The 4992-nt window shown below is 44.7% G+C and carries 4 protein-coding genes; all 4 read left to right on the forward strand.

Features of this window, described 5'->3' with window-relative positions; translation table 11 throughout:
- A partial coding sequence (locus H6S82_RS17820) for a HAMP domain-containing sensor histidine kinase (protein WP_191056494.1) occupies positions 1–302 on the forward strand: 302 nt, incomplete at its 5' end.
- 316 nt (positions 303–618) lie between these two features.
- Positions 619–2481 (forward strand): NAD(P)H-quinone oxidoreductase subunit F, encoded by a 1863-nt coding sequence (locus H6S82_RS17825; protein ID WP_190466009.1) that lies wholly within the window; start codon positions 619–621, stop codon positions 2479–2481.
- A gap of 96 nt (positions 2482–2577) precedes the next feature.
- On the forward strand, positions 2578–3291 hold the full coding sequence (locus tag H6S82_RS17830; RefSeq protein ID WP_190466011.1) for a carbonic anhydrase: 714 nt from the start codon (positions 2578–2580) through the stop codon (positions 3289–3291).
- Positions 3292–3380: 89 nt separating this feature from the next.
- Entirely contained in the window at positions 3381–4889 is a 1509-nt protein-coding gene (locus H6S82_RS17835) for an NADH-quinone oxidoreductase subunit M (RefSeq protein WP_190466014.1), read from the forward strand.
- The last annotated feature ends 103 nt before the right edge of the window (positions 4890–4992 follow it).

Genomic DNA, 4992 nt, shown 5'->3' on the forward strand with positions numbered 1-4992 from the left:
TGACAGAAAATCTACATAATGCTTCCCCCATTACCCCAATCCCCAATGGCCAATGCCCAATGCTCTATACTCAATTTGTTACCGTCAGAATTCGCGATAATGGGCCTGGGATGACGGAAGAGGTCAGAAAACGCCTTTTTGACCCATTCTTTACCACAAAGCCGGTCGGCAAAGGAACTGGTTTAGGGCTATCGATTAGCTACCAGATTGTCGCAGAAAAGCATGGCGGTCAGTTGAAGTGTATTTCTGCCCCAGGACAAGGGGCCGAGTTTATCATTGAGATTCCGATCGATCGCCGCTAATCATACCGTTTTACCGAGCGCACGGTATTATTAGTTTTGCTTATAGTATACTCTGGGGAGATCTGATAAAATTTTTTCTATACACCCTTTCTATCTTTAATTACAGAGCCGCGCAGTCATAGATAACACTCTATAGCTACTATCTTTAAGTTTGATGGTTGCAGTGCTTCCTTTTATATTCTCTAAAGACTATACTCTTGTAACAAAGATTAAAACAAAATTAATCTCATGAACTGAATAGCTTTGTGCAATGGCGATAAGCTCAGCCCACACCAGATGGGCCTGAGTTTTAGGTGTAATTTTCGAGGTTACCTAGATGTCTGAGCTCTTGCTTCACAGTGTTTGGTTGATACCTTGCTACGCCCTCATAGGCGTGCTTTTGACAATACCTTGGTCGCCGGCAATTATTCGTCGTACTGGCCCCAGGCCGGCTGGTTACGTAAACTTGTTGATGACATTAACGGCTTTTATACACGGTTTATTTGCGTTGTCAGCTTGTTGGGGAAAGCCAGCAGAAGAGTTAGTAATTCCCTGGTTAAAAGTCGCCGGATTGGAATTCTCTATACCTTTAGAAATATCTGCAATTACTGTCGGCGCGACAGTGTTAGTAACGGGTTTGAACCTGTTAGGGCAAACTTTCGCGATCGGCTATATGGAGATGGACTGGGGCTGGGCGAGATTCTATTCGTTACTGGCACTTTTTGAAGCCGGAATGTGCAGTTTGGCCCTGTGCAACTCCTTGTTTTTCAGTTACATGATTCTAGAAATCCTCACCTTGGGAACGTACCTGCTGGTAGGGTTATGGTTCAGTCAACCTTTGGTGGTCACGGGTGCCAGAGACGCTTTCTTAACCAAGCGTGTGGGAGATTTACTGTTACTGATGGGAGTGCTGGCGCTGTTACCCATTGCCGGAACTTGGAACTTTTCCGAATTAGCTGAATGGGCAAAAACCGCTCAAATTTCACCAACAACAGCCGCTTTATTGGGTTTGGCTTTAATCGCAGGCCCAATGGGTAAATGCGCTCAATTCCCCTTGCATTTGTGGTTGGATGAAGCAATGGAAGGGCCGGTTCCCTCGACTATTTTGCGGAACTCGGTTGTGGTAGCAACTGGTGCTTGGGTATTGGTAAAATTGCAACCAGTTTTGGCACTTTCGCCTTTGGTGACAACGGCGATGGTGTTTATCGGTGCGGTGACGGCAATTGGTGCTAGTTTAATTGCGATCGCCCAAATTGATATCAAACGATCCATCTCTTACTCCGTCAGCACCTACATGGGCTTAATCTTCATCGCTGTAGGAACGCAGCAAGCTCAAACAGCGCTAATGTTAATGTTGACCTACGCCTTGGCAATGGCGCTGTTGGTCATGAGTACGGGTGGGATAGTTTGGAATAACATCACGCAGGATCTCACCCAATACGGGGGTTTGTGGTCGCGCCGACCGATATCCGCTCTATCCTATATTGTCGGTGCTTTCGGTTTGTTAGCAGTACCGCCCTTGGGAAGTTTCTGGGCTTTGCTGCAATTGGCAGACCATCTTTTCACAAATGAACCTTGGTTATTTGGCGTTTTGCTCACAGTTAACGGTTTGACTGCCTTTAGCTTAACTCGCGAGTTTGGCTTGATTTTTAGTGGCAAGCCCAAACAAATGACAGAGCGATCGCCAGAAGCATTTTGGCCGCTGACATTGCCAACTGTAATTTTAATGGGCTTCACCCTACACCTGCCATTACTGTTGTTGCAATGGCAATTGTTGCCAAACTGGTCTTCTTTAAATATAGCCACTGCATTTTTGCTAATTTTGTCCAGTGCGATCGGTTGTGGCGTCGGTAGTATAATTTATCTGAATAACAATTGGCCCAAACCCGTAGAGTTAGCTTGGAAACCGCTGCAAGATTTATTAGCATACGACTTCTACACCCCCAAACTTTATCGAATCAGTATCGTGTTTGTCGTTGGCTTAGTATCTGCGATCGTTAGTGCGATCGACCGTTACTTGGTGGATGGATTGGTTAACTTAGTTGGTTTAGCCACAGTCTTTAGCGGCCAAAGCTTAAAGTACAATGTTTCCGGACAAGGGCAGTTTTACGCCCTGACAATCTTGTTTGGACTAATTTTGTTAGGCATCTTAGTAAGTTGGCCTTTCCTGTCTCATCTTTCCCTGATTGTTACTGGTTGATAAAAAGATGTCGATAGCCACTGAAAATCGGCTAAATTTATCAACACCATCTCAAGATTTAGGCAAAATAAAGTTTTTCAAGGTGTGAGGAACGTAATGAACAAAACAAGCCAGCAGCTTGGTGTTTCTAGGAGAAATTTACTTAAATTTGGCGCAGTTGCTTTAGGTACAAGCGTAGTAGCATCTCAAGTCGGTTCGCAATTAATTGCCCCAGAACCAGCAGTTGCCCAGAATGACATGAGCCCTGACGAAGCTCTGCAAAGATTAATGGATGGGAACCAACGCTTTATCGGCGGAAAACCTATAAACCCCAACCGAAGCTTAGCTCGCCTGAGACAAGTTGCCCAAACTCAAAAGCCGTTTGCTGCTCTTCTAACCTGTGCAGATTCCCGAATCCCAGCTGAGATTCTATTTGACCAAGGGTTTGGAGATTTATTTATGTGCCGTGTGGCTGGTAATGTAGTGACTCCAGAAGAAATGGGCAGCCTTGAGTTTGGCACATTAGTATTAGGAGCCAAGCTGCTCATGGTAATGGGACATAAAAAATGCGGTGCTGTAGATGCCACAATAAAAGGCGCACAAGTTCCCGGTCAAATAGGCAGTTTGCTAGATGCAATTAAACCGGCTTTACAAATTTCAAGAAGTCTAGATAAAGATCGCCTAGAAAGCACAACTAAAGCTAATGTTTTGGTTCAAGTTGAAAATTTGAAAAAATCGTCAGTCATATCCCAGTTAATTAAGGAAAATAAACTGAAAGTTGTCGGCGGTTATTTCGATTTCGATACTGGTGTTGTCAGTATGGTTAGTTAAACGCGATCGCACGTGTCGGAGTTCATTATTCTGCTTAAGTTTAATGGACTCCGCCCAAACAAAAAATAAACGATTTGGTAGACTATAATATGCTCAGTGCATTAATTTGGATACCTGTTTTTGGAGCAGCTTTAGTAGGATTTTGGCCGGGAACAAAAACGCCATCGCAATTGCGATCGATCGCTTTAACGATTGCCAGCGTTACACTTTTGTGGACATTTTGGCTGCTTACCCAATTCAATATCGCCAATCCAGGAATGCAGTTTATTGAATTCCTTCCCTGGATTGAACCTCTGAAATTGAATTACAAACTCGGTGTAGATGGTTTATCTTTGCCGCTGTTATTTATCAACAGCTTGCTAACTTGGTTGGTGATTTATAGTGGCACTCAACAGCAAGCGCGACCCCAGCTTTATTACGCCTTGATTTTGCTAGTTAATGCTGGTGTAGCTGGCGGTTTCCTCGCGCAAAACTTGCTGCTGTTCTTCCTATTTTACGAGTTGGAACTGATTCCTTTTTATCTATTAATTGCCGTTTGGGGAGGACAAAAGCGGGAATACGCAGCCATGAAGTTCCTGCTTTACACGGCAATTTCCGGATTTTTGATTTTAGGTGCTTTCTTAGGGATGGCGTGGTTGAGCGAAACAACCACTTTCGCCTACGAATCGCTGACAACCCAAAATTTACCCTTGAATGCACAGCTAATATTGCTGACAGCAATATTGGTGGGATTCGGCATCAAAATTCCTCTCGTACCTTTGCATACTTGGTTGCCAGATGCTTACACAGAAGCTTCTCCAGCTGTAGCGATTCTTCTCGGCGGCGTACTTGCCAAATTGGGAACTTATGGTTTAGTGCGTTTCGGTTTAGAACTATTTCCACAAGCTTGGGCAACTGCGTCACCTGGAATAGCGATTATAGGCGCAATTAGTGCAGTTTATGGGGCATTGAGCGCCATCGCCCAAAAAGATATCAAACGCATGGTAGCTTATAGTTCGATCGGTCACATGGGCTATATACTTTTAGCCTGCGCCGCCGCCACACCTCTAAGCTTAGTTGGTGCAGTCAGCCAAATGGTTGCCCACAGTTTAATCCTGGCAATTCTCTTCCATTTAGTCGGAGTAATCGAAACAAAAGTCGGCACTCGCGATTTGGATCTTCTCAACGGTTTAATGAGTCCGATTCGCGGTTTACCCCTCACCAGCGCCCTATTAGTTTTGGGAGGAATGGCAAGTGCGGGTATCCCTGGCTTAGTGGGATTTGTCGCTGAGTATTTAGTCCTGCAAGGCAGTTTTTCAAGCTTTCCAGTCGCAACGCTTATTTGTGTAGTTTGTAGCGGTTTAACAGCAGTTTATTTCGTCATTCTGCTCAATCGCACCTGTTTCGGCAAATTAGATAACAAAATCGGCTACTATCCCAAAGTAAATTGGCAAGAGCGCACGCCTGCTTTCATTTTAGCCGCTCTCATTTTATTATTAGGGATACAACCGACTTGGTTAGTGCGTTGGAGCGAACCGACAACAGCGGCAATTGCCGCATCTTTTCCCGCTAATACCTATCAAATTGCTTCCGTTTCTCAGGATTCAGAAGTTAAGTAAAACGTAGGGTGGGCATTACCCACCCGAAAACCTCAGCACTCAGCACTTCCTATGACTCCTTCACCCCAACTAGAGCAAAAACAGCAAAGTCATAGCTGGATGA

Source organism: Planktothrix sp. FACHB-1355 (assembly GCF_014748295.1).
Taxonomy (GTDB): Bacteria; Cyanobacteriota; Cyanobacteriia; order Cyanobacteriales; family Aerosakkonemataceae; genus Aerosakkonema; species Aerosakkonema funiforme_A.

Coding starts and splice junctions, on each gene's coding strand:
- H6S82_RS17830 (WP_190466011.1), top strand. CDS start 2,578: ATGAACAAAACAAGCCAGCAGCTTGGTGTTTCTAGGAGAAATTTACTT.
- H6S82_RS17835 (WP_190466014.1), top strand. CDS start 3,381: ATGCTCAGTGCATTAATTTGGATACCTGTTTTTGGAGCAGCTTTAGTA.
- H6S82_RS17825 (WP_190466009.1), top strand. CDS start 619: ATGTCTGAGCTCTTGCTTCACAGTGTTTGGTTGATACCTTGCTACGCC.